The organism is Pseudomonas soli (assembly GCF_900110655.1).
GTDB lineage: Bacteria > Pseudomonadota > Gammaproteobacteria > Pseudomonadales > Pseudomonadaceae > Aquipseudomonas > Aquipseudomonas soli.
Map to the genome: position 1 here is coordinate 49,574 of NZ_FOEQ01000006.1, position 25,293 is coordinate 74,866.

Genomic DNA, 25,293 nt, shown 5'->3' on the forward strand with positions numbered 1-25,293 from the left:
ACCTCTTCCTGCGACACCCCACGCCAAACCCGCGCACAAGCGTTTAGACTTGCCAGTTGCCAGATGACGAGACTGCCATGGCCGGGCTAATTCCCCAGAGCTTTATCGATGACCTTCTCAACCGCACCGACATCGTCGATGTGGTGAGTTCGCGCATCCAGCTGAAAAAGACCGGCAAGAATCTTTCCGCCTGCTGCCCGTTCCACAAGGAAAAGAGCCCCTCCTTCACTGTCAGCCCCGACAAGCAGTTCTACTATTGCTTCGGTTGCGGCGCTGGGGGTAACGCCCTCGGCTTTGTCATGGACCACGACAACCTGGACTTCCCCCAGGCAGTCGAGGAGCTGGCCCGAGCGGCCGGCATGGAAGTCCCCCGCGAGGAAGGCCGCCGCGGGCAGAAGCCGCGCCAGCCGACAGACTCGCCGCTGTACCCCTTGCTCGAGGCGGCCAGCGAGTTCTATCGCCAGGCCCTGCGCAGCCACGCCACCCGCAAGGCGGCAGTGGAGTATCTCAAGGGGCGCGGCCTGTCCGGCGAGATCGCCCGCGACTTTGGCCTGGGCTTCGCGCCGCCGGGCTGGGACAACCTGCTCAAGCACCTGGGTGCCGACTCGCTGCAACAGAAAGTGATGATCGACGCCGGCCTGCTGATCGAGAACGCCGAAAGCGGCAAGCGCTATGACCGCTTCCGCGACCGAGTGATGTTCCCGATCCGCGACAGCCGCGGCCGGGTCATCGCCTTCGGCGGCCGGGTACTGGGCGACGACAAGCCCAAGTACCTGAACTCCCCGGAAACCCCGGTGTTCCACAAGGGCCAGGAGCTCTACGGCCTGTACGAGGCGCGCAAGCACAACCGCAACCTCGACGAGATCATCGTCGTCGAAGGCTACATGGACGTCATCGCCCTGGCCCAGCAGGGCTTGCGCAACGCCGTGGCCACCCTCGGCACGTCCACCAGCGAGGAACACCTCAAGCGCCTGTTCCGCGTGGTGCCCAGCGTGCTGTTCTGTTTCGACGGCGACCAGGCTGGCCGCAAGGCCGCCTGGCGTGCCCTGGAGGCGACCCTGTCGAGCCTGCAGGACGGTCGCCGCGCACGCTTCCTGTTCCTGCCCGAAGGCGAAGACCCGGACAGCCTGGTGCGCGCCGAAGGCACCGATGCCTTCCAGGCCCGTATCAACCAGCACGCCCAGCCACTGGCCGATTATTTCTTCGAGCAGTTGAGCAACGAGGCCGACCCGCGCTCACTGGAAGGCAAGGCGCACATGGTGACGCTGGCCGCACCGCTGATCGAAAAGGTCCCGGGCGCCAACCTGCGCCAACTGATGCGCAACCGCCTGAAAGACATCACCGGCCTCGACCCGCAGCAGATGGAGCAACTGGCCCAGAGCGCGCCAGCACCCAGCGCGCCTGATTACGACCCCGGTTACGACTACGACGCCATGGCAAGCTACGTGCCTGACCATGGCGACATGCACTACCAGCCCGACTACTCGGCGCCACAACAGGAGCAACGCCCCTGGACGCCGAACAAAGGTGGCGGCAAGAAGCAGTGGGACGGCAAACCCTGGGACAAGAAAGGTGGCAAGCCGTGGCAGCGCGATGGCCAGCGCGGCGAAGCGCCGCCACGGGTGCCCGCGCCAGTGGAACCACCGACGCTCTCGGCCTTGCGCACCTTGCTGCATCACCCGCTGCTGGCGGGCAAGGTCGAGGATGCCAGCCACTTCGCCGACGAAGAGCAACTGTACAGCCAGCTGCTGGTGGCCCTCATCGAGGCCGCGCAGAAGAATCCTAAGCTAAGCTCAATGCAGCTGATCGCGCGCTGGCACGGGACCGAACAGGGTCGCCTGCTGCGCGCTCTGGCGGAAAAGGAATGGTTGATCGATGCCGACAACCTTGAACAACAGTTTTTCGACACTATAACTAGCTTGTCCGCTCGCCAGCGCGAGCGCAGCCTGGAACATCTGCTCAGGAAAGCGCGTCTAAGTGAACTGAGTACAGAGGAAAAATCTCAGCTGCTTACCCTGCTGAGCCGTAATGTTCCCGCACAAAACCCGACCTCATCTGGCGCGTGAGGTCCATGCTCGGGTATAATCCTCGGCTTGTTTTTTGCCCGCCAAGACCTTCAGTGGATAGGGTGTTATGTCCGGAAAAGCGCAACAGCAATCTCGTATCAAAGAGTTGATCACCCGCGGTCGTGAGCAGGGCTACCTGACTTACGCGGAGGTCAACGACCACCTGCCAGAGGATATTTCAGATCCGGAGCAGGTGGAAGACATCATCCGCATGATCAACGACATGGGGATCAACGTATTCGAGAGTGCTCCGGATGCGGATGCCCTGTTGTTGGCGGAAGCCGACACTGACGAGGCCGCAGCCGAAGAGGCCGCCGCCGCATTGGCGGCTGTCGAGACCGATATCGGCCGCACGACCGACCCGGTGCGCATGTACATGCGCGAAATGGGTACCGTCGAGCTGCTGACCCGCGAAGGCGAGATCGAAATCGCCAAGCGTATCGAGGAAGGCATCCGTGAAGTCATGGGCGCCATCGCTCACTTCCCGGGTACTGTCGACTACATCCTCGGCGAATACGACCGTGTCACCTCCGAAGGCGGCCGTCTTTCCGACGTCCTCAGCGGTTACATCGACCCTGACGACAACATCGCCGCACCGACCGAAGAGGTACCAATCCCGGGTGCCAAGGCCGCTGCCGCGAAGGAAGAAAGCGACGAAGAAGACGAAGAGAACGCCGATGGCGACGACGAGGAAGAGGCCGAAAGCGGTCCGGACCCGGTCGTTGCCGCCCAGCGTTTTGGTGCAGTCAAGGATCAGCTGGTCGATACCCTCAAAGTGCTGAAGAAACACGGTCGAGGCCATAAAGACAGCATCAGCGCCATGCAGGCGCTGGCCGACCTGTTCATGCCGATCAAGCTGGTGCCCAAGCAGTTCGACGTTCTGGTTGAGCGCGTACGCAGTGCCCTGGATCGCTTGCGCCAGCAAGAACGCGCCATCATGCAACTGTGCGTGCGTGACGCGCGCATGCCGCGTGCCGACTTCCTGCGCCTGTTCCCGAGCAACGAGACCGACCAGACCTGGTCCGGTGACCTGGCCAAGCGCAACACCAAATGGGCCGCCGCCCTGGGTGAGAAAAACGCCGCCATCGTCGCTTGCCAGCAAAAACTGATCGACCTCGAGAGCGAGACCGGCCTGACCGTCGCCGAGATCAAGGACGTCAACCGCCGCATGTCCATCGGTGAAGCCAAGGCTCGCCGCGCCAAGAAGGAAATGGTCGAGGCGAACCTGCGTCTGGTGATCTCGATCGCCAAGAAGTACACCAACCGCGGCCTGCAGTTCCTCGATCTGATCCAGGAAGGCAACATCGGCCTGATGAAGGCGGTGGACAAGTTCGAATACCGTCGCGGCTACAAGTTCTCGACCTACGCCACCTGGTGGATCCGCCAGGCGATCACCCGCTCGATCGCCGACCAGGCGCGCACCATCCGTATCCCGGTGCACATGATCGAGACGATCAACAAGCTCAACCGTATTTCCCGCCAGATGCTGCAGGAAATGGGTCGCGAACCGACCCCGGAAGAGCTGGGCGAGCGCATGGAGATGCCTGAGGACAAGATCCGCAAGGTCCTGAAGATCGCCAAAGAGCCGATCTCCATGGAAACCCCGATCGGTGACGACGAAGATTCGCACCTGGGCGACTTCATCGAGGACTCCACCATGCAGTCCCCGATCGACGTGGCCACGGTCGAAAGCCTCAAGGAAGCGACCCGTGACGTGCTCTCGGGCCTGACCGCACGCGAAGCCAAGGTGCTGCGCATGCGTTTCGGCATCGACATGAACACCGACCACACCCTCGAAGAAGTCGGCAAGCAGTTCGACGTGACCCGTGAGCGGATCCGTCAGATCGAAGCCAAGGCGCTGCGCAAGCTGCGCCACCCGACGCGAAGCGAGCACTTGCGCTCCTTCCTCGACGAGTAAAGAAAAACCCCGGCCCAGGCCGGGGTTTTTCTTATGTGACAGAAGGTCGTGGCCCCTGTCTACCCAGCGGGCGGCAAGCCCGTCTACACTCGAATCAGACCCCCTGATCGAGAGGCCGCTATGCCCCTGATGCCGGCCTTCCTGTTGCTGATCCTGCTCGCCTGGAACACAACGGCCGGCGCCCTGACCCTGACCGACGAGGAACAAGCCTGGCTCAGCGCCCACCAGCAGCTGCGCCTGGGCGTCGATGCTTCATGGCCGCCGTTCGAATTCCGCGACCAGGAAGGTCGCTACCAGGGATTGGCCGCCGATTACATCGCTTTGATCCAGGAACGCCTGGGGATAACCCTCAAGCCGATCGAGCCCAGCAGTTGGACCGAAGTCCTGGCACAGGCACGTAGCAACCAGCTCGACCTGCTCCCCGGAATCATGTCCACCCCGGAACGGCAAGCCTACCTGGCCTTCACCCGTCCTTACCTGGACTTCCCGATCGTCATCCTCGCCCACTCCGGCGGCGCGCAACCGCGCAACCTCAAGGACCTCTATGGCCTGAAGATCGCCGTAGTGGAGAACTATGCCCCTCATGAGCTGCTGCGCACCCACCACCCGGACCTCAACCTGGTGGCCATGCCCAATGTCAGCTCCGCCTTGCAGGCCCTGGCTACTGATGAGGTAGACGCCGTGGTCGGCGACCTCGCTTCGAGCATCTGGAGCCTTCGCCAACTCAAGCTGGATGGTTTGTATGTAAGCGGTGAAACGCCATACCGCTACCAGCTGGCCATGGCCGTGCCGCGGGAACAGAAGATGCTCGTTGGCATCCTCGACAAGGTCATCGCCGACATGAGCAGTAGCGAAGTCAGCCACATACAGCAGCGCTGGGTAGGCAACGTCGTCGACCAAAGGACTTTCTGGCACGACGTGCTGCTCTACGGCCTGCCGGCCGTGCTGGTGCTCATGGCGATTCTGGCAGTGGTGATCCGTATCAACCGCCGGCTGAGCTCGGAGATTTCCCGGCGCATCGCCCTGGAACAGGAACTGCGCAGCAGCGAGTACCACTACCGCGGCCTGATCGAGAGCCTGTCAGCGGTGGCCTGGGAAGCCGATGCCAACGACTTCAGCTACAGCTATGTATCGCCGCACGCCGAGGACCTGCTCGGCTACCCGACGGGAGAATGGCTCAAGCCGGGCTTCTGGCGCAGCATCCTGCACCCGGAAGATGCCCTGTGGGCGCAGGCCTACTGCGACAGCGAAACAGCCGCCGGGCGCGACCACAGCCTGGACTACCGGGTGATCCGCGCCGACGGCCATACGCTATGGGTACGCAACATCGTCAGCATGATCGAACACGGCCACAAGTCGCTGATGCGCGGCTTGATGATCGACATCAGCGAAACCAAGCACACCGAAGATGCCCTGCGCCTGTCGGAGCAGAAGTTCGCCTCGGTGTTCCAGCAGTGCCCGGACATCCTGATCATCGCACGGCACAGCGATGGCTGCCTGCTGGAGGTCAACGAGGCCTTCGAAGAACTGATCGGCCTGAGTCCGGCGCAAGTGATCGGCCGCACCGCCACCGAGCTCGGCCTGTGGGGCGTGGCCGGTACCGGCCCGGCCCTGCTCGAACGCCTGCATCGCGGCGGCATCCGCAACCTGGAAATGACCTTCCGCCGCAACAACGGCGAGTTGTTCACCGGGCTGACCTCGGCCGAGACCTTCGACCTCGACGGCATGCCGGCGCTGGTGGTGGCGATCCGCGATATCAGTCAGTTGAAGGAAACCCAGCAGCAACTGCAGACCTCCGAGGAGAAGTTCGCCAAGGCCTTCCATGCCTCACCCGATGGCCTGTTGCTGTCACGCCAGAGCGATGGCCTGCTGCTGGAGGTCAACGAAGGCTTCTGCCGCCTCACCGGCTACGACATCAGCCCAACGGTTGACCAGACCTCGCTGGACCTGGGTATCTGGGTCGACCTCAACGAGCGCCAGCGCCTGGTCGATCAACTGCAGCGTGACGGTTTCGTGCGCGATTTCAGTTGCCACATCCGCCGCAGCGACGGCCAGATCCGCCTCTGCGAACTGTCCGCCCGACCACTGCCCATTGGCGGCGTCGACTGCATGCTGACCATCGCCCGCGATATCACCGAACGCCACCTGATGCAGGAGAAACTGCAACTCGCCGCCACGGTGTTCGAGAACACCGCCGAAGGCGTGCTGATCACCGACACCGACCAGCGCATTAGCGCAGTCAACCGCGCGTTCAGCGAAATCACCGGCTACAGCGAAATCGAAGCCCTCGGCCAGACCCCGCGCCTGCTCGCCTCCGGCCAACATGACAGCGCCTTCTACGTCGCCATGTGGCACCAGTTGACCGCCGAAGGTCACTGGCAGGGGGAAATCTACAACAAGCGCAAGAACGGCGAACTCTACCCCGGCTGGCTGACCATCAGCGCCGTGCGCAACCACGAACGCGAGATCACCCACTTCGTCGCCGTGTTCGCCGACATTTCCAGTCTGAAGCACGCCCAGGCCAAGCTCGACTACCAGGCCCACCACGACCCGCTGACCGGCCTGCCCAATCGCGCCCTGTTCGAAAGCCGCCTGCAGGCCGCACTCAGTTGCGCCCAGGTCTCCAACCGCCAGGGCGCGGTGCTGTTCCTCGACCTCGACCGCTTCAAGCACATCAACGACAGCCTCGGGCACCCGGTGGGCGACCTGTTGCTCAAGGGTATCGCCCAGCGCCTCAAGGAGCAGGTGCGTGATGTCGACACCGTGGCCCGCCTGGGCGGCGACGAATTCATCATCCTGCTGCCCGGCCTGCACAAGCCCAGCGATGCCAGCGCCATCGCCAACAAGTTGCTGGCCGGCTTCCACGCACCTTTCCAGGCCGGCGAGCACGAGTTCTTCACCAGTGCCAGCATCGGCATCAGCCTATACCCACAAGACGGCACCGATGTCGCCAACCTGATCCGCAACGCCGACGCCGCCATGTACCGCTCCAAAGCCAAGGGCCGCAACCGGGTCGAGGCCTACACTCGCGAACTGACCACCCAGGCCAGCGAGCGCATTGCCTTGGAGCACGAACTGCGCCGCGCCATCGAGCGCAACGAGCTGAGCCTGTGCTACCAGCCCAAGTTCAGCCTCAAGACCCAGAGCCTGGTGGGCGCCGAGGCCCTGATTCGCTGGACCCATCCAACCTTCGGCGACGTGCCCCCCGAGCAGTTCATTCACCTGGCCGAGGAGAACGGCACCATTCTCCAGCTTGGCGACTGGGTACTTGAACAGGCCTGCCGGCAGATGCACAGCTGGAAGAAGACCTACCACGCCTTCGGCCCGCTCTCGATCAACCTCGCCGGAGCCCAGCTGCGCCAGCCCAACCTGGCCCGGCGCATCGAGCAACTGCTGCGCAACTACCAGCTCAAGGCGGGCGATCTGCAGCTGGAGATCACCGAAAACTTCATCATGAGCCAGGCCGAGGAAGCCCTGAGCGTGCTCCATCAGCTCAAGCAGCTGGGCGTGCAGCTGGCCATCGACGACTTCGGCACCGGCTACTCCTCGCTCAGCTACCTCAAGCGCCTGCCGCTGGACATCCTCAAGATCGACCAGTCGTTCATCCGCGGCCTGCCCGACGATCCCCACGACGCCGCCATCGCCCGCGCGATCATCGCCCTGGGCCGCAGCATGCAATTGACGATCATTGCCGAAGGCGTGGAGAACCAGGCGCAGCAGCGCTTCCTCGCCGCCGAAGGCTGCGAGCAGATTCAGGGCTATATCGTCAGCCTGCCCCTGCCGCCGGACGAATTCGCGGCGACCTTTCTTCGCATAGCACAAACGGATCTTTCGGATGGCACGCTATCGAAACCCTCGTTATAATCCAGCGCTCCTGCTGAGGGCCTATAGCTCAGTCGGTTAGAGCAGAGGACTCATAATCCTTTGGTCCACGGTTCGAGTCCGTGTGGGCCCACCACCTTCAAAGCCGCGCACTGCGCGGCTTTCGTGTTTCTCGGCTGCCGACTGCGACTTTTTCTCCGCCGTCCCACGTCCACAAATTGTCCACGCTTACTGAATCACATGCGTGTACTTCCGTGAAATCCAACCCTCAACTCCGTCCTGGGCAACCACCGAGACCTTCAACCAAACGCGGTTACTGCTATCAAGAACTTCGAGTGTGGCTCGATCGGGAAGATCTACAGGAATGACCTCTGCTTTCATGCTCGGTCCAGTTCGAAGCCTAACTCCCTGCCCCTTAACAGAACGAAGACTACTCAATAGCTCGCTCGGGAAACTACAGAGCGCCGACCTTACTGCTTTGCCGACTTGATTAGAGGTCATACCAGGCAACCACTTGGCCTGTTGAAAACAAATTTCCTCACGCGCACCATTCATAGTTGCCAAAGTGGCAAACAACATGATGAACAACCTCAGATACTGAAGTAGATAGTTTCTCTGCGCCACCGGTAGGTTTTCAAGATCAGAACCAGCCCTGAGACTCTCAACAATCTCCGCCTCAAGTTCTAGCGCTTCAGCCGGCACAACACGAGCCTCACAATTAGCAGTAATACTGATTTGTGCAGAACTTGTCGCCGACACTAGATTCTGGACATCCACCTTCTCGAGCGAAGATAAAAACTCAAATAGCGGAGTTCCAGAAAACTCAGCAAGAATATTGCTAAAGCTTTTCGATGCAGCGGCTATTTGCTTAGCCTCCTCTGAAACAGCAAAGGCGCCAACGAACTTACTAAAATTATGACTAGCCCGGACCACCGCCCCAACTTCAGGAGACAGTGCAATTCGCCCTACCGCAAGCTGCACACTTCTAATCTTATCAACCAACTCGGGACTAAACGCCACACGTTGGAGAACACTGGCAAAATTAATTGCAGCGCCAATAGCCTCAGTAACGTTTGGAGCGAAAAAATGCTTCGTAACTGACTCGCCCATTACAACAGATCCCACCGCCGCTCCAAGCTCATTAGCGCCTTCGTCACCAGACATTTCTATTTCTCCAACATTTCAACATCGAGCTTCGCCAAAGGATTAAGCGCTACAACTTCAGCCAGATGACCGGGACTGAAGTGCGCATACTTCTGGGTCATTGCTAATGTTGCGTGACCTAAAACACGCTGCAGGGTTAAGATATCGCCACCATTCATCATGTAATGACTAGCAAAAGTGTGACGCAGTACGTGAGTCAATTGCCCTTCCGGAAGCTCCAGGCCGATCTCCACCACAACATCCCGAAACTTGGAATAGCTTGATTTGAAAGGTAATGAAGCACTCAAACGCTTTTGTAGATTTTCAGTAATCGGAACGGTGCGATTCTTACTAGACTTAGTCTTACTGTAATGAATCAAACAGTTTCTGACCTGGCGTGGTAAAAGCCCCTCGGCCTCCCCCCACCTGGCACCTGTAGCAAGACAAACTTCAGCGATTAACCTGACACCTGCATCCCTCGCATCCAAGGCATCGAGCAGCGGCTGAATCTGCTCGACATCAAGAAAGGCCATTTCTGTCTCATCGAATTTGAGCTTACGGACTTTGGCCAGCGGATTCTCACCGGACCATTCTCCGAGTCTCTCCAATTCGTTAAACACCGCTCGTAGGTAGGCGAGTTCATGGTTGAGCATGTTTGAGCTTATCGGCTTAACTGTTCCCTCTTTTTTGCTAAAGCCTCGACCTGGCGTGCTTCTTGTGTGCTTACCCTCAGCACGCTCCGCTCGGTAGGCAGCAAAATGATGAGCCGTAAACTTGTGCACCTTCGGATCACCCATCCGCTCGGCCATGGCTAGCAGCAGGCGCTGACGTTCTTCGCCGGTTTTGAGATTTTGACCGTGCAGCCGGTACCAGAGTCGAACCAGGTCGCTGAGTTTCCGCTCATCCAACTTCGGCGCCTTCTTGAACTCGCCCTTGGAACCATCACCCATTATCCGGCGTTCGACGTGCATAGCTTCTTGCTTCGACTTCACCAGTCGGCGAATGCGCGGGCCCGCTCGACCCTCGGGGCGGCAATCGACAAGCCACTGACCGTCGTCCTGCTTTTTTATCGACATACGGTGCCTACCGTGAGCTCAACTCAAACAGCTGTCGGAAAGTGGCCATCTTACCGGTGGAAGTATCGGTGACCCGCCCCTTGATACGATCGAGGCGAAAGGTCCTTGGCTCCCCTCGCATATGGCAGAAGCCCTTGAAGTAGGTGCTGCTGTTGCCCCGCCCCTTAGAAACAACCTTGTGTACCGTGACTTCGCGATCTGAATCGCCGGTCTCGAAACTCTGGTACGCGAACCTGATCTGTCGTTGCCCTTGCCACAGCACCCGACCGCTATCCATCAAGTCATCATCGTCGGAGTCCGAATAGGTCGAGGGGGCAGGCTGGTACCCCGTTGCACCCAATTCGCGTTGGGGGGTGTACTCCTGGTTCGCACGATGAACCTCTAGCGCTTCATTCAGCCATCCGACGAGCACGGCAAAAACAAGCACTACCGCGACGACCCAGGCCCAGGTGGCCCAGTCAAAGTACCAAAGCATCAGCAGATCGATCACTACAACGCCGCCCATGGGCGCCTTGAACGATGGGTATTCCTTGTTCATAAATCTGTCCTTGTCGTTGTGTGTCAGCGTGGGCTGATTTGTCCGCCATCCGGGGCGGTATCCCCCGTCATCAGCCATAGCGTGTACTTCTTGAAGCGGGGGTGATTGGCGATCTTGAGCAGCGCCGGCGCCCCCAGCTCGATGATCCCCGCCTCGTACTTTCTGAAGGTGCTCTCGCTGAAATCTAGCACCTCGCAGAACTCTCGCTGCGTCAGTCCCTCGGCTTTCCGAATTGCTTTGAGCTTGGTTGGAAAATCCATCACGTCCTCTTGACTTGTTCCTTGCACGGAACAACAATGTTCCTCGCAAGGAACATTTAGCCCCAATATTTTGCCAAGAGGTTAACAGAATGCAGATCGCCATCGACACGCCCTACGTCACCGTAGGCGAGTACGCCAAGCGCTCCGGCCAGTCCGACTCCGCCATTCGTCGCGAGATCGAGCTGGGCCGCTACATCATCCGCCCCAAAGTCGAGGGCTCGAAGTCGGCAGTCCTGATCAACATGGTCCACCTCGCTATGGAAGCGGCCGAGCAAGCAGAACGTGTTCGTGTAGAAGCCAAGCGGTAAGGGTCGAAAATGAGCGCACGCATCAACCCGGAGCACTTCGACCGCATCTACCTTGAGGACGTGATTCCCGCCCTCGAACACGATCCGGAGCTGGGTTTCCAGGCCAAGGACGAGACGAAGGAGTACCTGAACAAGGGCATGTGCCCGAGCTGCGGTAAACGCTCTGTCTTCGTCAAAAAGGAGAAGCCCTATCAGCTCAAGTGCAACAGGCTGAACAACTGCGGCTACGAGGAACGCACCCGCGATCGCTATCAGCACCTGTTCGAAAACCTGAGTGAGCGCTTCCCGTCCACACCCGAGAACCCCAACGCCACCGCTGACGCCTACCTGAGCCGGGCCCGCGGCTTCGATATCAGCAAACTCAAAGGCTGGTACGTCCAGGGCCGTCGCCAGATGAAGCCTTCCGGGATATGGGCCGACACCGTCCGCTTCCCGCTCTGTGACGGGTATTGGGAGCGAATCATTGATGCGCGTGCCATCGCCGGCAATGAGGACCAGAAGGCGGGTATCAAGGCTGGCATGCGCTACACCAACGCCGGCTGGATACCACCTGGGCAGACGATCGAAAAGCACGACCGTGTGTACATCGTAGAAGGCATCTTTCACGCCATCGCTCTGCACCTGGCCGGTTTCAAAACGATCGCCGCGATCAGCTGTGTGAACTTCCCCTGGGACATTGTCGAGGCCAATGCGGGCAAGCTCGTCACCTGGGTAATAGCCCTGGACGACGACAAGGCAGGCCGCACCTACATCCGCAAGCACCTGAAAGAGCTGCGCTCCAGGAAGGAAATCGGCTGGGTCGCGCTGGCTGGAAAGCTGGACTGGGACGACGTCTACAGAGACGGCAAGCTCGATCAGCTGTTCATTGATGATGCCTGCTATCGCGGGCGCCTATTCACCGCCGAAAGTGCCCGCAAACTCGCCTACCTGGTGTACCTGCGCAAACCGGCAGGCTTCTACCTGGTCGAGTTCAACAACCAGTTGTTCTCTGTCCGGGTCAACCAGGCCGAGCTGACCAAGGCCTTGGGCGACGAAAAGCTGGAAGGCAATCGGGACATCTTCTTTGGCGCGTCGAAAGTGGAGCAGGTATCGAACTGTGTCCCGGATCTCGACTACCTGGAGAAGGACGTCATCACCGGGGAGCAGCGCTACCACTTCAGCTTTGCGTTCCCGGACCAAACACGCAACTGCCAGGCTGCGCTGTCCTCGGGGTCGATCGCAGATCCTCGAGGCTTTGTGAAGGGCATGCTGGACTTCACGCCTGGCGGCAACTTCGAAGGCGGCGCTCGAGAGCTGGCCTGGCTCAAAGCCAAGTGGCTGAACGACGAGTACCGCCCCGTTCGAACCGTGCGAAGCCTGCCGTTTCTCGGCTATGACGAAGACACCGGCACCTACTGCTTCCCTGACTTTGGATTCCAGGGCGGGCGCGAGCTGCAGGTGAACAGCCATGGCTTCATCGAGGTTAAGGGCCGAGGGATCAAGACCGCCCTGGCCACCGTCAAGTTCGAGCGTGGGGACGAGTTCGATCCGTCCTGGTTCCGCGACTTCGTGGACGTCACCGGTTTGAATGGGCTCGCCGCTCTGTCCTGGTGGACCGCGACCCTGTTCGTGCAGCAGATCGCCAGTCAGCAGGCGTCGTTCGGCTTCCTTGAGCTGAGCGGTGAACCTGGCTCTGGCAAATCCATGTTACTGCGCTTCCTTTGGCGATTGCTGGGACGCGAAAACACCGAGGGCATCAAGCCAAGCGGATCTGGCGCCAGTGCTGTGGGCCTGCTGCGATCGTTCGCAGAGGTCAGCAACCTGCCGCTGGTGCTGATCGAGTCCGACCGCACCTACATCGATGCACAGGGCCGTACCGTGACCATCCAATTCACCTGGGACGACGTCAAGCCGATGTTCGACTATCACGCCCAGCTACGAGTTACGGGCGCGAAAACAACGGGCAACGAGAAGCGCGTGGACCTCTGGCGCGGCGCGCTGGCCATCGCACAGAACGCAAGCGTCACCGGTGACGAAGCAACGCTATCGCGCATTGTGCACTTCCACTTCACGAAGGAAGGCCACAGCCTCGCCCTCAAGCCCAAAGCCGATCGACTCAAGGCCATGAAGGCCACGCAACTCGGCGGTTACCTGCGCCGCTGCCTGACCAATGAAAAGGCATGGTTGGACCGGTACTTCGAGGCCTTCCAACGATTCGAACGCAAGCTGATGGAGAACCCCGCCATCAGCGAAATGCGGATCTACCAATCCCACGCCCAAGTGCTGGCAGCAGCCTACGCCACACAGATGTTTTTCCCCGACTGGAGCAACCATGACCTGGACCAGTTGGCGGCACACATCGAGTCCCGCGCCATCGATCGGCAGCAGCGCTGCAAGTCGGAAGACCCCACGGCCGCGAAGTTCTGGCAGATCTACCACTACTTGAACGAGGACATGGTGACGACGATCGACGCGGACGGTGAACGGGAGGAAACCCGGGAGACGCTGAACCACAGCACCGACAGAGAGCTGATCGCCATCAACATCGAGCACTTCCAGCAGCGCTGCAGGATGGCCGGCCAAGAGGTAATCCCCGATACACAGCTGCGTCGAGCTCTCGCCAGTAGCACAACCCACAAGTTCATCGAGCTGCGCAAAGCACGGTCACGCATAGAGAAGCGGTCCCTGAACCTGTGGTTCTTCAGCAAGCGTGGCGGGGCTTGAAACGTTGGGGGTTTGCTCCTGTGGGGAGGGCTCCATGGGGTTGAAAGGAATTTGTGCGGAGCCCCCCGTTTTGTCCGGAACATCCGGAACATTTCTAACTTAAGAGAAAAATAATCAATAAATACAGGTAGTTAAATCAAAAAAAACGTTCCGGTAGCACCGGAACAGACCGGAACGCACCGGAACATATTCCGTTCCGGCATGTTCTGGAAATGTTCCGCTTTTGACCCTTGAGTCAACTTCAGCTGCAGCCCAGTAACCATGCGGGATACAGCGATTATCACGGAAAACCACGTTCCGGCATGTTCCGGTAGTACCGGAACGTTTTGGAAAAGCTGGAAGCCACGTATTTCAAGGCCTCCAGAAAACGCCCCCGACAATGTTCCGGATGTTCCGGACAAAACGGGGGACTACACACGGGTGATTTTTTCACCCGCTCAAGGAGAGACGTCATGCACAACAACAACCGCACCCTGGCCACCGTCATGGCCGAAGCCCAGGCCCACCAGCAGCGCCTGCCCGCAATCGTCACCGCTGGCACCCAGGCTCTACACCGCCTGGTGCCCCTTGCCCTGCGCGACACCGGCCAAAGCCGCGTCCTGGGCCGGTTCCTGCTGGGGGTCTACAACGGCGAGGACTTCCCCTTTGAACTCAGCGCCCTGCGCGGCCTGGACCTGCCGCTGTTCGAGGACTGCCTGAAGGTGCTGATGATGGATTACACCCCGGACCTAGAGGTCCACGAACGCATCCAGGGTGGCAACCAAATTTGGCAGCAACTGATCGAGCGATGGGCGCCGGAGGTCGTCGGGGAATGATCGTGCGCTATCTGGTCAACGGCACCCCGAGCGAACTGCCGCTGCCCTCGATCTACCTGGAGAGAGCACGACCGGAGGACCTGGCAGAACTGGTGGCCAGCGACTTTTGGCGACAACGGCAGGACGTAATGCCGCCCGTCCTAAGCCTGATCCACCTGGTGGAGGTGGACGGCTCGGATCTTGGGGTTTTCGAAGTGCGTAGCGAGCTGCGCCCCGTGTTCACCGCTGCCGCGCTTTCCGTTCAACAGAACCAATTCAGAAGGAAACCGAAATGCTGATTCTGACCCGCCGTATTGGCGAAACCATCCGCATCGATGACGACATTCAAGTCACGGTATTGGGCGTCAAGGGCAACCAGGTGCGCATTGGCGTAACCGCGCCAGACGCCGTCGAGGTGCACCGCCAGGAGGTCTACGAGCGCATCTATCGCGAGAGCGCGCAGCTTGATCCAGCCCTGCAGGGCTAGTTGGGAATTGACGGTGCCTAGGAGCGGCAACTCCAGGCACCAGCCACTACGAGAAGGAGAAACACCCTTGAAAGCATCCACCCCAAGCAGCAGCGGTTCGAAGGCTACCACAACGCCGCGCCACCTGCAGGCGACCGCCATTGTCGGCGGCGCCCTCATTGGCTTCCTAGTCATGAAGACGCGGGAAGCGAGGAGCCAGCTGGAGAACGTGACCCACACGGCGTGCCTACAGGGCGACCTGTCCGCCCAGGACGCCGCCCTGGTCCACCAACTGCTGGCGGCATCGCCACGCACCAACCTGATCTGAAGGAGCATGCATCGATGACAACAACACACACCAACTCCCGCAACGCTGACAAGTTCGTGATCCGCCTGCCTGACGGCTTGAGAGGCCGCATCGCCGCAGTGGCGAGCGCCGCGCACCGCAGCATGAATTCGGAAATCGTCGCTCGCCTCACGCAGTCGATCGACGCTGACAACGACATGCACCAGGCCGGCGCGGTAACGGTGTTTCTGCCTGAGGTTGTCACCAATGAAATCAGCGGCCTGGCCCAGCTCAACGAGCGGTCAGTGAACGGCGAAATTACCGACCGGCTCAAGCGCTCCGCCGTCGTGGATCAGCTCAACGACGAGCAGGCCCGCATGATCGGCATCTTGCTGCGCAGGATCGAGGAGCTGGAATCGCGGCTGCAGTTGAAGGGGGCCGCGTGATGCTGATCGACGGCAACCTGGTCGCGGTGACAGACATCGAGATTGACGAGGCGCGGCGTCAGTTGGCCCTGCCTGAAGACTTCTTTCTGATGCAAGCGACCCAACGGCTTTACCACGACCCTGGCGACGGCACCGTGATGATTCCGCTGCCCGCTGACATGCTGGTGGTCAACTTCGAGAACAACACAGGGGACAGGAAATTTGGTGTTGTCCGCATCAACTCTCTTAAATACAAACTAGAGGGATACCAAAAGGATACTTAATAGATATCTACTAGGCATCCATTAGATATCAAAATGAGCGCTGCGGCGCTCATTTTTGTTATTTCATGCAAAGTTATCCACAAGCGCTGATTGAGCTTGCCATCAAGAAACCAAATCCCACACTTACGAGAGAAATTCAACACGCTTAAAATTCTTGACGAACTGAAACTTTGGATCACAAAATATTAGCCATGTGCCATCATGCAAACGGAGTTACGCCATGACACACCCAGCCCCTTGCCTCACTGAGCTGGCCGACGACATTGAAAGCCACGGAAACATGTTGGCGCTTCTGACCGACGTGCATGTTGCTGAACTTTCCCCACGAGGCAGGATTGGCCTGATTCAGTTGTCGTCGGAGTTGATGCGGGAGTACACAGACATCGAAGTTCGATTCAAGCGCTATCGTGCATCGTTGACGCCGAGTTGCTGAAATATCTCCTGCTGCCGGGTCCGGCTCATGCTGCTGAGGCGGTCGAACACGAGGCGGTCCATCATCTGCTCTGACGGCCGCAGCGTGTGGGAAAACGTCAGATGCGACACGAAGCGATGGCCACAGTCCTGGCAGTCACAGTAGAGGGAAACGAACTCCTTGGAGATATCGTTCCTGGAAGAGATCCGGCACTTTCCGCCACATTCCCTGCAGTACACTCGCATAACCCACCCCGGTTCCAAATTGGGCACTATTCTGCCACAGGAAAGTGCCCGCTGCCGCCTAGGCCATGGATTCATTGCGCAACTGGCGCAGGCTCACGCCAACTTATACGGCGATCCTCTCGCAGCAGTTCGTTGACCTGGTCGAACAACTGGCAGATCGGCTTGATCTCATTGTTGGTATAAACACGGTCGATTTTCTCGATATCACCAAACCCGCCGGAGTTTTCTGGAATGATTCCTGCCAACGCGGGATTCATGCGCCAGGCCGCGATAATGTCGTTCCTGGTGATGTTTTTCACCTTTTCCAATTCGTCCCGCGCTTGAAAGTCTCCCACAGGGATAATCTTGATCGCATTTTCCTGCCCCCCGGGAATATTGACGAACATCGAGCGGAAGTTACCTACACCTTTGCTCGCGCTGATCTGCGCCTGCAGGTTCTCTTCGTCCTCCTCCGACAGGTTGGGATCGTTGGTGTAGAAGATGTAACCCGCGTGGGCACCGTTGCTGTAGTAGCGCCGGCGGAACAAGGTCGCGGCCTCGTTGAGCAGCAGCGCCTGCAGGCCGCCCAGGTAGTCGGGCACGCCGTAGATGTTTTGCTCCACGTCGTAGTCCTTGATGTGGATAACCTCGTCCTGTTCGAACTCCTCTTCCTTGCTGTGCGGCAGCAACATGGTGAAGCCGCCATCCACCTTTACCCGCATGTTGAGCGCCGGCAGGTGCTCTAGCTCCAGGGCGTGGTCCGCGAAGTTGAAGTGCACCAGGAAGAACGCTTCCCCGAACACCATGTAGTCCATCGCCGCGCAGCCCATGGTATGGGTGCTGCAGCCTGCCGAGGGGATGAACTCACGCAGCAGCAGGTTGCGCTTGAACTTGGGGATGGCGCCGTGGTGCGCGTTGGCACGCAACAGCCTGGCCAGACCAATCCGCGACACCGGCGGTTTGTACAGGCGGCCGTCGTCGGTGGGAAACACGCCCAGGTACTCGCCCATGTTGGCAGTAAGCACCTGTTCCGGCTCTCCGAACGTGAACACCCGCGTTCGCTGTTCCGCGCTCTGCTGGGTGGGGTGGGTTTTTCTGCGTCGATTGGGCATGGGAAGCGCTCATCAGGTAGCGGCTACGGCGCCGCCGGTTGGTGTTCAGGGGTTCGTTGTGCAGGGCGTGCATCACCGCCCAGGCGATGTCGGCGTGGCCGGTGGCATCCGTCCTGGACGCACTGAAGGTGATCTGACCACCGCCGGTGGTGCCGCGCTTGATGGTCAGGAAGGCCTGGGCGATGTCGGTCCAGCCGGCGTCCCACTCGATCCGCGCCGCACGAATCACGTCTTGGGCTTTGAGCACCAACGTGGTTTTGGTCTCCAGGCTGTAGTGGATTTGCGTGGCGCGGGGGTAGAAGTCGTGCACCAGGTCGAACACGCCGATGCCGACACCGGTTGTATCGATACCGATGTGTTGCACGTTGAAGCGCTCGGTAAGCAACTTCACCTGGTTGGCCTGGTAGGTGAACGACTGCCCCCGCCAACTGTGCTTTTCCAGGATCCTGAATTTGCCGCCCTGCTCCGCCGGCGGAGCCACCACCACACAGGTCGCATCGTCCCGGGTTCGGCTGGGGTCGTATCCCAGCCACACTGGGGCATCACCAAACGGACGGTCTTCGTGGGGCTTGTAGTCGTCCCACAAACCGAGGTCGGAGTAGCAGCTTTCGAGGTCCGCCAGCGCGAACGCTGACTGGGTGCTATCGATGAACTTGCACATGAATAGCTGCTCGAAACGCTCTTCGTCGTTCTCCAGGCGTAGGCGATCGATATCGAACAGGTTGCAGCCGCCGGCGATGGCGTCTTCCAGGGTGATGATCTTGCGCCACTGCCCATCCGGGCAAAGCGTGCCGGCGTGGACCTCGGCATCGCTGGGCCAGACGCCGGCCTTTTTGGCCCGCTTGCTGTTGCGGAAGGTCTCGCCCGTCCAAAACGGATAGGCCTCATGGGTGACCGCGCTGGGGGTCGAGAAATACGTCTGCCGCCACTTCGCATGGGCGGCCATACCGCTGGCTACGCCCTGGATCTTGTCGAAGCGCGGAATCCAGAAGATTTCGTCCACGTACAGGTGCCCGTGGTAGCTCTGCGCGGTGTTGGCGTTGGTGGACAGGAAACGCAGTTCGGCCCAGGGCTTGCCGTCCTTGCTGAGCTTGATCGGGTTGCCGGTCAGCTCGATGTCGAACCACTTGCTGGCAAACTCCACGATGTAGCTGCGAAACACCTCGGACTGGGCACGGCTGGCCGACAGGAAGATCTGGTTATCCCCCGTCAACACCGCGTCCATGAAGGCCTCGGCAGCAAAGTAGTAGGTCAGGCCGATCTGCCGAGACTTGAGGATGTTGCGGATCCGCGCCGTCAGCGGGTTCTTCTTGGCCTCGAACAGCTCCAGCTGGTAGTTGAACATCCTGGAGGTGAATTTCTCCAGGAAGTCCACTTCGGTCAGCTGGCTGATGTCGTTCTTCAGCGCCTTTTCCCGCTTCTTGCTGCCCCGCTCGCGACGCTCCTGGTTCGGCGCCTGGTCGCGCTCCTGGCGCTTGCGCGGGGCATCGCCATCCGCCGGCGCAGGTGGCCGGCTCGACTGTTTCAGCAACTTATCGCGGATCGAGGTCAGACGGTCCAGCTCGTCCAGTTCGGCCTTCGTCAGCGTTTCCTGCTTCTCCAGGATGAGGGTGATTCGCCGGCTCACAGCGGTCACCGGCTCTTCATCCGTCAGCATGTCGTCCCAGCCGCCCTGTCGGATCCAGTAGTAAATGATCCGCACGTTGGGCAGCTTCAGCTGAGCCTGGATTTCCTTCACCGATGCTCGGCGCAGGTAGAGGCGTTTAGCGGCCTCTTTGACTTCGATGGAGTAGTTCATGGGCCGCAGTCTATGCGGCGAAAAACCTGAAAACGCGGGGTAAAACTGCGTGAAATTCCTAGATCGTGGAAATAGGAATTTCGCTCAAACAAAGCGTTTGGCCGGTGCCGACCGGCTCCCTATCGTGGCGCTCATCGACCACCACCGAGCCACCCACAATGCCCCGTTCCCTTGTCTCCTACTGGAAGCGTGTCGCGCTCAGCGGTTACACCGCCGACAACCGCGAGATCACCGTGCAGGAACTGGTCGATTGTGCCGAGACCTACAAGCTCACCACCTACACCGCCGTGATCTGGAGCGAGCATGAACGCTGGCCAGGCTCCCACGGCACCGTGTTCGCCGTGCGCCTGGTCACCGAGAACGACGACCCCGAGCTGGAGCCCGGACAGGTGGCCTTGGAAGCGCAGCTCAAGCCCAACGACAAGCTGCTGCACCTGAACGACCAGGGCGAAAAGCTGTTCACCAGCGTGGAGATCACCCCGAATTTCGCCAACACCGGTCGCTTCTACCTCACCGGCCTGGCCGTCACCGATTCACCCGCCAGCCTGGGCACCCAAGAGCTGTATTTCTCCCGTGGCGCCCGCAAGGGGCACCGCTACGCCAAGACCTCCTACTACTGCGCCGCTGTGCCCCTGGATTCCCTGCGCGAAAGCGGCCAGCAACAGGGCGAGCTGCGCCGCTTCTTTTCCGGACTGGCCGGCCTGTGCAAGCGCTTCGCCGACATCACCACCCCTGATACCCCCTCACCCGACGAGAACCAACCAATGGATGAAGCAACTGCCAAGGCGCTGAAAGCGCTGTATGACCAATTCGTGATCCTGCTGGCCGGCATGCAGGCCGTGCTTGAGCCGGTCGTGGAAGAAGTGGACGACAGCGAGAACAAGGACGCTGTCGATGCCGTGGGCGCCGCTGTCCAGGACGTGGTGGATGAAGCCGACGAAAACCGCGAATACAACCGCAAGGGTGGTAAGGGCGGCAACAAGCAGGTCAAGGAGCTGAGCGCCCGTATGGATGAACTGCAGGAAACGATGACCCAAATGTTCAACCAGGCATCGAACCGCCGTCAGGTACCACGCACCACCGGCCCGGCCAACACCAAACGCGGCAAGGGCCTGCGCTAATGGCCGCCCTCTCGCAGCGCGCTGCAGCGCAATACCTGCAGCTCCAGGAGGATCTGGCCGAGGCGTACAACACCGGTGACGCCGCCCGCACCTTTGCCGTGGAGCCAACCCACGCCCAAGAGCTGAACGACCAGATCACCGAGCGGGTGGACTTCCTGGGCCGTATCAACGTCGTGCCGGTCAGCGAGATCAAGGGCGAGAAGGTACTACTGGGCCTGAATGGCCCGGCCACCAGCCGCACCGACACTGACAAGAACGACCGCGAGCCGCGCCACCTGCTCGATCTGAAGAACAACACCTACGAGCTGTTCCACACCGAGACTGACGTGGCGCTGAAGTTTGCCACCATCGACGCCTGGGCCAAGTTCCCGGACTTTGCCCAGCGCTACCTGGCGGCGGTGCAGAAGCGTATCGCCCTGGACCGCATCATGATCGGCTGGCATGGCCTCAGTGCAGCGAAGCAGACCGACCTGGCCAACTTCCCGATGCTCCAGGACGTGAACAAGGGTTGGCTGCAGATCGCCCGCGAGCAGATCCCCGAGCAGATCCTGAAGTCGGACCCAGCCAAGAAGATCACCCTGGGCAAAGGCGGCGACTACGAAAACCTCGACTCCGCGGTGCATGACGTCAAGCAAATGATCGACCCGGTATTCCGCGACGAGGGCGACCTGGTGGCCATCGTCGGCTCGGATCTGCTGGCCCACGACAAGGGCCGCCTGTACGCCGCCCAGGGCCAGACACCGACCGAGAAAGAGCGCATCGAGGATGCCCAGGTGATCGCCACGTATGGCGGGCTGCCGTCCTTCCTGATCCCGTTCTTCCCAAGCAAGGGCATCGTCATTACCTCCTGGGACAACCTGTCCATCTACTTCCAGGACACCAGCTGGCGGCGCCACCTGATCGAGAACCCGAAACGCTCCCGTACCGAGGACTACAACGGGCGCAACGAAGGTTACGTGATCGAGCAGTTGGGTAAGTTCGCCGGCCTCGAAGCCAGCTCTGTGGAGCTTGTGTGATGAGCCTGGCTCTGGCCCACAAACGGCGGATCCTGGAGGAAGGCGTGGCGGTGTTGGCCAGCAGCCTGGCCGCTGCCGCACTGCCCTACTCCCCCAGCGAGGCGTTGAGCAGCCCGGCTAATGCCGCCAAGCATCTGGCCCTGATGGAGGTCGGCCTGGGCGAGGACCTGGCCCGCCTGAGCGATATCAAGGGCCTTTCCACTCGCCAGGACCTCAAGCGCAACGAGCTGCTGCCCAAGTACCAGGACTACGTCCAGCGCTATGTCGAGTCCGGCCTGGTCTTTCCAAACCGAGTGCTCGTCCAGGTCATGGTCTGGCTGTTCGATACCGCTCAGTTCGAGGACGCCCTGGAGCTGGCAGACATCGCGATCGAGCAGGGGCAGGAAATGCCTGAGCGCTTCAAGCGCCGCGACATCCAGACCTTTGTCGCTGATGCCATCTGCGAGTGGGCCTATGGCGAGTATCAGGCGAAGCGCAGCCCAGAGCCGTACCTGTCCAACTTGCTGCCGCGTGTCGATGGCGAGTGGGAGCTGACAGAACAGATCCCGGCCAAATTCCACAAGCTGATCGGCATCCGTGCACTGGAGGCCCAGGAGTGGAACAAGGCGATCGAGCATCTGGAACGTGCCCAGGCGCTCTATCCCAAGGTCGGCGTAGGCACTCGTATCGAGAACGCCCGCAAGGCTTTGAACAAGCAGCAAGCCGCCGTCGGCGGCACTGAATAACCGGCTACCCCCCCAGCGGGAACCCGTGAAACGAGTTGGCCATTTATGGCCCATCCCGTGGCAACGGTGTCTCCCGCCCTTTTCGAGTGACCAGCGATGAGCTTTTCAGGCAAACCCACCACGGTCGTAGAGCAGACCATCGAGAACAACGGCTTCTGGCCGGACCTCTCGCTGGCTGAATACCAGAAGGCTTACCGTCTGCCGGGTGAGTACCTGAGCGAGGTGCTGGTCACTCAACTTGAACTGGCCATGGGCGATGTGAACAGCGACCTGGCCCGTCTGATGGCCAGTTGGCAAAGCCTCGGGATCACCGAGGTGGCTACCGCTGACCCGCTGCTCCTGCAGGAGCGGGCCTACAAAGTGAAGCTGTACAAGCGCGCCGTGTACTGCCGGGCCAAGGCCACTGCCCTGACCGACTTTGCGACCGTTACCCGTCGCGAGGTGGCCGAGAATACCGGCAAGGAAGCCCCAGAGCGTGCCGATACCTTCCTGGCCTTCAGCCAGTCCGCTGTCCGTGCCTTGCAGGGCCGCAGCCGCATCACGGCGGCATTGCTGTGAACCTGCTGCGCGCCCTGACGGCGTACCTACAGGAGCAGAACCTGGTGCTGCCTGAGCAGCTGGACAGTTGGGTCGACCAGGTGAACCTGGATCTGATCTGGAAGCCCACCGGCAACGGCGGCATGCACATGGGCGACATGCGTTATCGCGCTGTGCTCGTCCTAGAGCGCTTCGCCGGTAACCCCGCGCTGCTCATGGCCCTGGTCGGCTCGTGGTTGGAGTCGAACGACCCCGACCGCGACGACGGTATGCCGGTACCGGCCTTTGCCGTCGAGCCCCTGGACAACGACCTGTTCGACGTAGAACTGACCATCGAATTCGAGGAAGGGCAGCACCTAGTCGAGGATCCGAACGGTCAGATCGAGTCCGGCGGCAAGAAGTACGGCCTGGGCCAGGCCGAGCTGTGGGTGGCAGAACAGGGCGAGGTGGCGCATGGCGCGTAGCACCCTCGACCTGGACGTGCGCGGCCTGCTCGATGCACAGGCCCTGCTAGATCTGCTGGTACTGCCGCCTAAGCTGCGCCGGCGCCTGCTCAACCGCCTGGGCACCCGTGCCCGAAGCCTGAGCCGCAAGCGCATTCGCAACCAGCAGAACCTGGACGGCTCGCCATTCGCCCCACGTCGCGATGCTGACGCTGGCAGGAAGAAGATGGAGGCAGGCCTGGGCAAGCTGCTGCAGGTCACCCGCGTGGATGCCGATGAAGCCGTCCTGGGCTGGAAGAACAACCTGACCAGTTGGGTGGCCTCCCAGCAGCACAACGGCGCATCCGAACGCCGCACCGCGCAGCAGATGCGCCGCTGGAACCGAGTCGAGGAAGGCGCCAAGAGCACCGACAAGCAGGCCAAGCGGCTACGCCGACTGGGCTTTCGCGTGCGCCAGGCCGGCAAGAAGCGGCTGAGCCGTCCTCCAGTGTCATGGATCCTCGAGAACGTCAGCTACATGCAGGCCGGCGTGCTGATCCGCGTTCTGGACGAGGAACGCGGCGAGTCCACCGGCGCGCAGAGCTGGGAAATCAAGCTGCCCAAGCGGCAGTTCCTGGGCGCTGGCAACGAGCAGGAGAACCGCGACCTGCTCAACCTCCTGCTTGATCAAATCATCAACTCACCCCGTTAACGAGGCATCACATGGCACTCGGCAAAGTCAGCGTGAACAATCTCAACCTCGGCCAGGGTGCCGTGACCGAGATCGAGCGCTATTTCCTTTTCATCGGCCCTGCCGGCAAGAACGTCGGACAGCTGCTGCAGCTCAACACTGACAGCGACTTGGACGCCATGCTGGGCGTGCCGGCAAGCGACCTGAAAACCCAGGTGACCGCCGCCCGCCTGAATGGTGGCGATCGCTGGGCCTGCCTGGTAGCGCCGATCGGCGGTGAGAACACTTGGCAGAGCGCGCTGGAGAAGGCCCAACAGCAAGGCTACTCCGTGGAAGCGGTCGTGATTACCACCCCAGTCACCGCCGGCGCCGAGCTGTCAGCAATGCACGACGCGGCAACCTCGGTAATCAACACCTACGGGCGCCGACTGTTCGTCATGGCCGCTACTGTCGGCATCAGCGCCGCACAGACCTGGTCGGAGTACGCCGCAGCCCAGAAAGCGATCACCAAGGACTTGGTGGCGCCGCGTGTCCTGGTTGTGCCCCAGTTGCACGACAACGACCTGGGCGTGCTGGCCGGGCGTCTGGCGAACGCTGCCGTCAGCATCGCTGACAGCCCCATGCGTGTGGCCACCGGCGCCGTCCTGGGCCTCGGCGCGGTGCCGAAGGACAAGGAAGGCATCCCGCTGCCGTCTGCCATCCGCGCCGCCCTGGACGCCGACCGGCTCTCGGTTTCGCAGACCTACCCAGACTATCCAGGCGTTTACTGGGGCGATGGCAACATGCTCGACGCCCCGGGCAGCGACTACCTGGTGATCGAGTACCTGCGCTTGGCCGACAAGGCTGCCCGGCAGATCCGCCCGCTGCTGATCCGCCGTGTGGGCGATCGCCGCCTGAACAACAGCCCGGCCAGCATGGCAGCAGCGGTCACCGCCTTCATGAAGCCGCTGCGCGTGATGGCCAAGGCCACCACCTTCGCCGGCGAACAGTTCCCGGGCGAGATCAAGCAGCCCAAGGACGGCGACATCGTCCTGACCTGGGTCACCAAGACCCGGGTGGAGGTGTACATCAAGCTCACCCCGCTGAACTGCCCGAAAGACCTCACCGCCAACATCGCACTTGACCTTTCGAACGAGTAAGGAGCCC

General features: G+C 60.7%; 25 protein-coding genes, 1 tRNA gene and 1 pseudogene. 20 read left to right on the forward strand and 7 right to left on the reverse strand.

Going from position 1 to position 25,293, the window contains the following annotated elements:
* Window positions 1-77: 77 nt before the first annotated feature.
* The 4 genes from dnaG to BMY03_RS14730 all read left to right on the forward strand — a co-directional run bounded on the left by dnaG (window position 78) and on the right by BMY03_RS14730 (window position 7,942).
* On the forward strand, window positions 78-2,066 hold the full coding sequence (gene dnaG / locus BMY03_RS14715; protein WP_094011473.1) for a DNA primase: 1,989 nt from the start codon (window positions 78-80) through the stop codon (window positions 2,064-2,066).
* A gap of 67 nt (window positions 2,067-2,133) precedes the next feature.
* Window positions 2,134-3,984, forward strand: coding sequence for an RNA polymerase sigma factor RpoD (gene rpoD / locus BMY03_RS14720; RefSeq protein WP_094011474.1), 1,851 nt, complete (start codon window positions 2,134-2,136; stop codon window positions 3,982-3,984).
* Window positions 3,985-4,104: 120 nt separating this feature from the next.
* Entirely contained in the window at window positions 4,105-7,848 is a 3,744-nt protein-coding gene (locus BMY03_RS14725; RefSeq protein ID WP_094011475.1) for an EAL domain-containing protein, read from the forward strand.
* A 17-nt stretch (window positions 7,849-7,865) separates the two neighbouring features.
* A tRNA-Ile gene (locus tag BMY03_RS14730) sits at window positions 7,866-7,942 on the forward strand.
* A 92-nt stretch (window positions 7,943-8,034) separates the two neighbouring features.
* Here the strand turns inward: BMY03_RS14730 and BMY03_RS26155 are convergent.
* Genes BMY03_RS26155 through BMY03_RS14745 form a run of 4 tightly spaced genes read right to left on the reverse strand, consistent with a single transcriptional unit; the run spans window position 8,035 to window position 10,823 of the window.
* Window positions 8,035-8,970 carry an SH3 domain-containing protein gene (locus tag BMY03_RS26155; RefSeq protein ID WP_143067549.1) on the reverse strand — a complete coding sequence of 312 codons (936 nt, stop codon included), beginning with the start codon at window positions 8,968-8,970 and terminating at the stop codon, window positions 8,035-8,037.
* 2 nt (window positions 8,971-8,972) lie between these two features.
* Window positions 8,973-10,025 (reverse strand): phage integrase, encoded by a 1,053-nt coding sequence (locus BMY03_RS14735; RefSeq protein WP_094011476.1) that lies wholly within the window; start codon window positions 10,023-10,025, stop codon window positions 8,973-8,975.
* Between the two features lie 7 nt (window positions 10,026-10,032).
* Window positions 10,033-10,563, reverse strand: coding sequence for a WYL domain-containing protein (locus BMY03_RS14740; RefSeq protein ID WP_177182915.1), 531 nt, complete (start codon window positions 10,561-10,563; stop codon window positions 10,033-10,035).
* 23 nt (window positions 10,564-10,586) lie between these two features.
* On the reverse strand, window positions 10,587-10,823 hold the full coding sequence (locus BMY03_RS14745; protein ID WP_094011478.1) for a helix-turn-helix domain-containing protein: 237 nt from the start codon (window positions 10,821-10,823) through the stop codon (window positions 10,587-10,589).
* An 89-nt stretch (window positions 10,824-10,912) separates the two neighbouring features.
* Here BMY03_RS14745 and BMY03_RS14750 point away from each other — a divergent pair, with 89 nt between their 5' ends.
* From BMY03_RS14750 to BMY03_RS26640, 9 genes and pseudogenes are all read left to right on the forward strand, one after another.
* A complete protein-coding gene (locus BMY03_RS14750; protein ID WP_094011479.1) occupies window positions 10,913-11,131 on the forward strand; it encodes a hypothetical protein in 219 nt (72 codons plus the stop codon).
* A 9-nt stretch (window positions 11,132-11,140) separates the two neighbouring features.
* Entirely contained in the window at window positions 11,141-13,834 is a 2,694-nt protein-coding gene (locus BMY03_RS14755) for a toprim domain-containing protein (RefSeq protein ID WP_094011480.1), read from the forward strand.
* 452 nt (window positions 13,835-14,286) lie between these two features.
* Window positions 14,287-14,649 (forward strand): DUF7673 family protein, encoded by a 363-nt coding sequence (locus BMY03_RS14760; RefSeq protein ID WP_244891324.1) that lies wholly within the window; start codon window positions 14,287-14,289, stop codon window positions 14,647-14,649.
* Complete coding sequence (locus BMY03_RS14765; RefSeq protein ID WP_094011481.1) at window positions 14,646-14,927, forward strand: hypothetical protein; 282 nt, start codon at window positions 14,646-14,648, stop codon at window positions 14,925-14,927. The genes BMY03_RS14760 and BMY03_RS14765 overlap by 4 nt, the downstream gene beginning before the upstream one ends.
* Window positions 14,921-15,115, forward strand: coding sequence for a carbon storage regulator CsrA (csrA, locus tag BMY03_RS14770; protein ID WP_094011482.1), 195 nt, complete (start codon window positions 14,921-14,923; stop codon window positions 15,113-15,115). Before BMY03_RS14765 ends, csrA begins: the two co-directional genes overlap by 7 nt.
* A 67-nt stretch (window positions 15,116-15,182) precedes the next feature.
* Window positions 15,183-15,422: a hypothetical protein gene (locus BMY03_RS14775; RefSeq protein ID WP_094011483.1), complete on the forward strand. Its 240-nt coding sequence runs from the start codon at window positions 15,183-15,185 to the stop codon at window positions 15,420-15,422.
* Window positions 15,423-15,436: 14 nt separating this feature from the next.
* Window positions 15,437-15,581, forward strand: a pseudogene (locus tag BMY03_RS26810) (Arc family DNA-binding protein); the annotation flags it as partial.
* Between the two features lie 241 nt (window positions 15,582-15,822).
* Window positions 15,823-16,089, forward strand: coding sequence for a hypothetical protein (locus tag BMY03_RS14790; RefSeq protein WP_143067550.1), 267 nt, complete (start codon window positions 15,823-15,825; stop codon window positions 16,087-16,089).
* Between the two features lie 220 nt (window positions 16,090-16,309).
* Entirely contained in the window at window positions 16,310-16,522 is a 213-nt protein-coding gene (locus BMY03_RS26640; RefSeq protein WP_244891329.1) for a hypothetical protein, read from the forward strand.
* Here the strand turns inward: BMY03_RS26640 and BMY03_RS14795 are convergent.
* Genes BMY03_RS14795 through BMY03_RS14805 form a run of 3 tightly spaced genes read right to left on the reverse strand, consistent with a single transcriptional unit; the run spans window position 16,492 to window position 19,635 of the window.
* Complete coding sequence (locus tag BMY03_RS14795; RefSeq protein WP_425311896.1) at window positions 16,492-16,821, reverse strand: ogr/Delta-like zinc finger family protein; 330 nt, start codon at window positions 16,819-16,821, stop codon at window positions 16,492-16,494. The two genes, BMY03_RS26640 and BMY03_RS14795, sit on opposite strands and share 31 nt — an antisense overlap.
* On the reverse strand, window positions 16,818-17,678 hold the full coding sequence (locus BMY03_RS14800; RefSeq protein WP_244891327.1) for a phage portal protein: 861 nt from the start codon (window positions 17,676-17,678) through the stop codon (window positions 16,818-16,820). Before BMY03_RS14800 ends, BMY03_RS14795 begins: the two co-directional genes overlap by 4 nt.
* Complete coding sequence (locus BMY03_RS14805; protein WP_244891325.1) at window positions 17,590-19,635, reverse strand: terminase large subunit domain-containing protein; 2,046 nt, start codon at window positions 19,633-19,635, stop codon at window positions 17,590-17,592. Before BMY03_RS14805 ends, BMY03_RS14800 begins: the two co-directional genes overlap by 89 nt.
* A 158-nt stretch (window positions 19,636-19,793) precedes the next feature.
* Here BMY03_RS14805 and BMY03_RS14810 point away from each other — a divergent pair, with 158 nt between their 5' ends.
* From BMY03_RS14810 to BMY03_RS14840, 7 genes are all read left to right on the forward strand, one after another.
* Entirely contained in the window at window positions 19,794-20,756 is a 963-nt protein-coding gene (locus BMY03_RS14810; RefSeq protein ID WP_094011487.1) for a GPO family capsid scaffolding protein, read from the forward strand.
* Window positions 20,756-21,772 (forward strand): phage major capsid protein, P2 family, encoded by a 1,017-nt coding sequence (locus tag BMY03_RS14815; protein WP_094011488.1) that lies wholly within the window; start codon window positions 20,756-20,758, stop codon window positions 21,770-21,772. The genes BMY03_RS14810 and BMY03_RS14815 overlap by 1 nt, the downstream gene beginning before the upstream one ends.
* Window positions 21,772-22,497 carry a phage terminase small subunit gene (gpM, locus tag BMY03_RS14820; RefSeq protein ID WP_094011489.1) on the forward strand — a complete coding sequence of 242 codons (726 nt, stop codon included), beginning with the start codon at window positions 21,772-21,774 and terminating at the stop codon, window positions 22,495-22,497. The genes BMY03_RS14815 and gpM overlap by 1 nt, the downstream gene beginning before the upstream one ends.
* A gap of 96 nt (window positions 22,498-22,593) precedes the next feature.
* Window positions 22,594-23,055 (forward strand): head completion/stabilization protein, encoded by a 462-nt coding sequence (locus tag BMY03_RS14825; RefSeq protein WP_094011490.1) that lies wholly within the window; start codon window positions 22,594-22,596, stop codon window positions 23,053-23,055.
* Entirely contained in the window at window positions 23,052-23,498 is a 447-nt protein-coding gene (locus BMY03_RS14830; RefSeq protein WP_094011491.1) for a phage tail protein, read from the forward strand. The genes BMY03_RS14825 and BMY03_RS14830 overlap by 4 nt, the downstream gene beginning before the upstream one ends.
* Window positions 23,488-24,168: a phage virion morphogenesis family protein gene (locus tag BMY03_RS14835; RefSeq protein WP_094011492.1), complete on the forward strand. Its 681-nt coding sequence runs from the start codon at window positions 23,488-23,490 to the stop codon at window positions 24,166-24,168. Before BMY03_RS14830 ends, BMY03_RS14835 begins: the two co-directional genes overlap by 11 nt.
* 11 nt (window positions 24,169-24,179) lie before the next feature.
* Complete coding sequence (locus tag BMY03_RS14840; protein WP_094011493.1) at window positions 24,180-25,286, forward strand: DUF2586 domain-containing protein; 1,107 nt, start codon at window positions 24,180-24,182, stop codon at window positions 25,284-25,286.
* Window positions 25,287-25,293: the final 7 nt, after the last annotated feature.

What these genes read in the sequence shown, in the direction of transcription:
- BMY03_RS14740 (WP_177182915.1), bottom strand. Translation starts at nt 10,563, where the DNA reads ATGAACAAGGAATACCCATCGTTCAAGGCGCCCATGGGCGGCGTTGTA.
- BMY03_RS14840 (WP_094011493.1), top strand. Translation starts at nt 24,180, where the DNA reads ATGGCACTCGGCAAAGTCAGCGTGAACAATCTCAACCTCGGCCAGGGT.
- BMY03_RS14725 (WP_094011475.1), top strand. Translation starts at nt 4,105, where the DNA reads ATGCCCCTGATGCCGGCCTTCCTGTTGCTGATCCTGCTCGCCTGGAAC.
- dnaG (WP_094011473.1), top strand. Translation starts at nt 78, where the DNA reads ATGGCCGGGCTAATTCCCCAGAGCTTTATCGATGACCTTCTCAACCGC.
- BMY03_RS14805 (WP_244891325.1), bottom strand. Translation starts at nt 19,635, where the DNA reads ATGAACTACTCCATCGAAGTCAAAGAGGCCGCTAAACGCCTCTACCTG.
- BMY03_RS14755 (WP_094011480.1), top strand. Translation starts at nt 11,141, where the DNA reads ATGAGCGCACGCATCAACCCGGAGCACTTCGACCGCATCTACCTTGAG.
- BMY03_RS14735 (WP_094011476.1), bottom strand. Translation starts at nt 10,025, where the DNA reads ATGTCGATAAAAAAGCAGGACGACGGTCAGTGGCTTGTCGATTGCCGC.
- BMY03_RS14750 (WP_094011479.1), top strand. Translation starts at nt 10,913, where the DNA reads ATGCAGATCGCCATCGACACGCCCTACGTCACCGTAGGCGAGTACGCC.
- BMY03_RS14815 (WP_094011488.1), top strand. Translation starts at nt 20,756, where the DNA reads ATGGCCGCCCTCTCGCAGCGCGCTGCAGCGCAATACCTGCAGCTCCAG.
- rpoD (WP_094011474.1), top strand. Translation starts at nt 2,134, where the DNA reads ATGTCCGGAAAAGCGCAACAGCAATCTCGTATCAAAGAGTTGATCACC.
- BMY03_RS26640 (WP_244891329.1), top strand. Translation starts at nt 16,310, where the DNA reads ATGACACACCCAGCCCCTTGCCTCACTGAGCTGGCCGACGACATTGAA.
- BMY03_RS14810 (WP_094011487.1), top strand. Translation starts at nt 19,794, where the DNA reads ATGCCCCGTTCCCTTGTCTCCTACTGGAAGCGTGTCGCGCTCAGCGGT.
- BMY03_RS26155 (WP_143067549.1), bottom strand. Translation starts at nt 8,970, where the DNA reads ATGTCTGGTGACGAAGGCGCTAATGAGCTTGGAGCGGCGGTGGGATCT.
- gpM (WP_094011489.1), top strand. Translation starts at nt 21,772, where the DNA reads ATGAGCCTGGCTCTGGCCCACAAACGGCGGATCCTGGAGGAAGGCGTG.
- BMY03_RS14765 (WP_094011481.1), top strand. Translation starts at nt 14,646, where the DNA reads ATGATCGTGCGCTATCTGGTCAACGGCACCCCGAGCGAACTGCCGCTG.
- BMY03_RS14835 (WP_094011492.1), top strand. Translation starts at nt 23,488, where the DNA reads ATGGCGCGTAGCACCCTCGACCTGGACGTGCGCGGCCTGCTCGATGCA.
- csrA (WP_094011482.1), top strand. Translation starts at nt 14,921, where the DNA reads ATGCTGATTCTGACCCGCCGTATTGGCGAAACCATCCGCATCGATGAC.
- BMY03_RS14795 (WP_425311896.1), bottom strand. Translation starts at nt 16,821, where the DNA reads ATGAATCCATGGCCTAGGCGGCAGCGGGCACTTTCCTGTGGCAGAATA.
- BMY03_RS14745 (WP_094011478.1), bottom strand. Translation starts at nt 10,823, where the DNA reads ATGGATTTTCCAACCAAGCTCAAAGCAATTCGGAAAGCCGAGGGACTG.
- BMY03_RS14825 (WP_094011490.1), top strand. Translation starts at nt 22,594, where the DNA reads ATGAGCTTTTCAGGCAAACCCACCACGGTCGTAGAGCAGACCATCGAG.
- BMY03_RS14760 (WP_244891324.1), top strand. Translation starts at nt 14,287, where the DNA reads ATGCACAACAACAACCGCACCCTGGCCACCGTCATGGCCGAAGCCCAG.